We start from the raw sequence: 2,555 nt of genomic DNA on the forward strand, positions 1-2,555 counted from the left end.
CTTAGAGAGCTGTATAGGAATAGGGCTATCTTTGATACTTTTAAATGCGTCCATCCCCTCAATCACTGGAATATCTCCGTTTGTATGAAGTATGACGGCGATATGTTCCCATCGTAGATAAATGAAGTTAGCTCGATTTTTTTGTTTGAAACGGTAACGCTGATACTTCGAGACGTTGGTTTGATACTTTGCTATCAGTTTAGCATCGATTGCGGGGAATTTATGCGTTTTTTCTGTTGGCAGATACGCCACATAATAATAGCTATATCCTTGACCCGCTAAAAATACGAGTTGTTGCATAAGTGCTTGCCAGTTGGCGACCAAGTAGAGTTGTTTTGTTGTTGTGTCCATGATAGACCTCCTTTTTTGGGTTAAAAAGAAGCCCAAAATGGGGATAACTATAATAACCGACCTGTGCCGACCGACTCCGCCAAGAGCCACGACACGGTTTTTCCGCATGTAGGGAGCCACCCCAAATTCAAATTTCCGCCTTGCAACGCCTTTAAAGTGTGCTTTTATGGAGGTTGCCACACCTACGCACTCAAACCGACACAACACCCCTGCATCGTTTCTCAAACTCTAATCAACGTACCTCTCAGACGGCGACATTACTCGCTACGCCCTTGCCTGTTTAGTTTATGTTGTCATTTCTTCATTAGGTCTCGCATATCCCCACATACCCTTTAAATCTAATGATTTGGGCAGAATATAGAAGCTCCCATTTACTCTCTGAACAATGTTCAGCTTTCAATCGGTCTATGTGGTTCCGAGCAGTTAGGTTTTTTAACCATAGAAGAACTTAACAGAGTTGCCGCATTCGTGACCTGCGGCTTTAACTGTGATACCTATAATAATCACAGCCCTTTAACGGTTGAGCTATTTAGCATTTCGAGTTTCCTCTGATGCCTCCCCGCCTCTGCGTGCGTAATACCCTTTCGGCATATCTCCGCACGGTGGATTTTCACCACTTCAACATAAACGAGCACTAAAACTTTTTAGGTGTTTTAGCACTATTTCACAGTCGCCCATATTCATTACTTTTAATCAGTGGAAACCTTGTTTTCAAGACAGCCCTTTTTTCAAACACGTATGCGTTTATAGTAACCTTTTTATCGAATTGAGTAGAAGCCTCGCATTTCAGCGAAACAGCCCTCTTTTCAGCTACACAAGTATCTTTCAATACATGTAGCCGCACAAGCCATATCTACGTGACTGATTGGCAGTCAGTCATTGGTGATATGACAGGGGAACTCTATTTGGCAATATGTTCCCCCTGCGAATTTTTGAATTTGGCTAAATCGGTTTAATTATTTATCTAATGGATACAGAAAAATCATGTAGTTTTTTCTATATTCCATTAATACGGTGGCGTACTTTTAAAAAAGTACGAACTTATCTCGAAATTCACTGTGGAATTTCTCTAATGCGCTGTTGCGCTGTTTGCATCTCTCTCCTTTCTTTAAAATTTAACCCTTTTTCAAAGGGATATAGGGTTATAGAAAGATTTTTGCAAAAAATGCAAAAAGAGTTAAATTTGCGTCGAAATATGCAAAAAACTCAAATTTCCGCACCGAAATTCACAAAAACCCAACTCACACTCTTTTGTAACCCCATTTCTATCACTTTTCTTCCATTGATTTTATTCTCAAAATTTCTGACAAAACGGTTAGAGGTATCTAATCTCATTCTCAGAAGTTTTGAAAAATCGTCTGTCAGATAAGCGAAACGAAACGGGGAAAAACTCTTTGTGAGAGTTGAGATTTTGTTCTTTCTAAAAATTTGAGGAAAGGCAAAAAGATAAGCTCACTCACAAAGAAAAACTCTCGTAAAAAACAGGAGGATAAAATGATTTTTAAAATGAGACGCCCCCAAGAGGGGTTCAACCCGATTATTATGGTGATAGCAACAATAAGCGCAATCGGCTTTTATTTCATCAAAGACAGTTTAAACATTCCGCTCACTGGAAATCTGATTTTCGCCGTCTTAATTTGGCTTTCAATGTATCAAGTGCTTTACTTTGCGTTTGGGGAAGATGCAGACCTTTTTCTAATCGAGGGGCTTTTTTACACCTTCATTTTTTCACTGTTGGATATTTGGCATCCACTGATAGAACAAATTCAAGCCGTTGGACTCACTAAGGTGGCGGTTGAAATGGCGGTAGTTGTCGGACTGGTCAAACTCGTTCAGATATATTTTGAGGAATTACTAGGGACGGTGATTCTAATCGCTTTCGTCACGTTTGAACTGATTATGATTAAAGTTTTCGGTCGAACTTTAAGTGATGTTTATCAAAGTATTAACTACATCGATATTGTCATAATCGGCTTGGTGGCTTCGGCAAATTATCAGGTTTATTTTTGGAGGTTGGGGAGGAACTTTATCGATGGATAGAAGCTTTATGGCTCTATGCCTTCAAAAAAGTCTTTTACATCAACTTGTAAGATGTGAGCAATTTTAACTAAGTGTTCTATATTGAAATGAATTTTTCGATGGTAAATTTCAGCACAAGATACAACACTTACAGAATTATAGCCCATCGCCAATGACAGCTTTAG

At 39.2% G+C, this 2,555-nt stretch carries 2 protein-coding genes; one reads left to right on the forward strand and one right to left on the reverse strand.

All coding sequences use genetic code 11. The features are described 5' to 3' along the window. Positions 1-351, reverse strand: a 351-nt coding sequence (locus tag WA010_RS07115; RefSeq protein ID WP_422556439.1) for a hypothetical protein, incomplete at its 3' end; no start/stop codon positions are given. A gap of 1,494 nt (positions 352-1,845) precedes the next feature. Here WA010_RS07115 and WA010_RS07120 point away from each other — a divergent pair. Continuing rightward, a complete protein-coding gene (locus WA010_RS07120; RefSeq protein ID WP_422556440.1) occupies positions 1,846-2,391 on the forward strand; it encodes a hypothetical protein in 546 nt (181 codons plus the stop codon). The last annotated feature ends 164 nt before the right edge of the window (positions 2,392-2,555 follow it).

This window comes from Sulfuricurvum sp., from assembly GCF_049305995.1.
GTDB lineage: Bacteria > Campylobacterota > Campylobacteria > Campylobacterales > Sulfurimonadaceae > Sulfuricurvum.

What these genes read in the sequence shown, in the direction of transcription:
- WA010_RS07120 (WP_422556440.1), top strand. Translation starts at nt 1,846, where the DNA reads ATGATTTTTAAAATGAGACGCCCCCAAGAGGGGTTCAACCCGATTATT.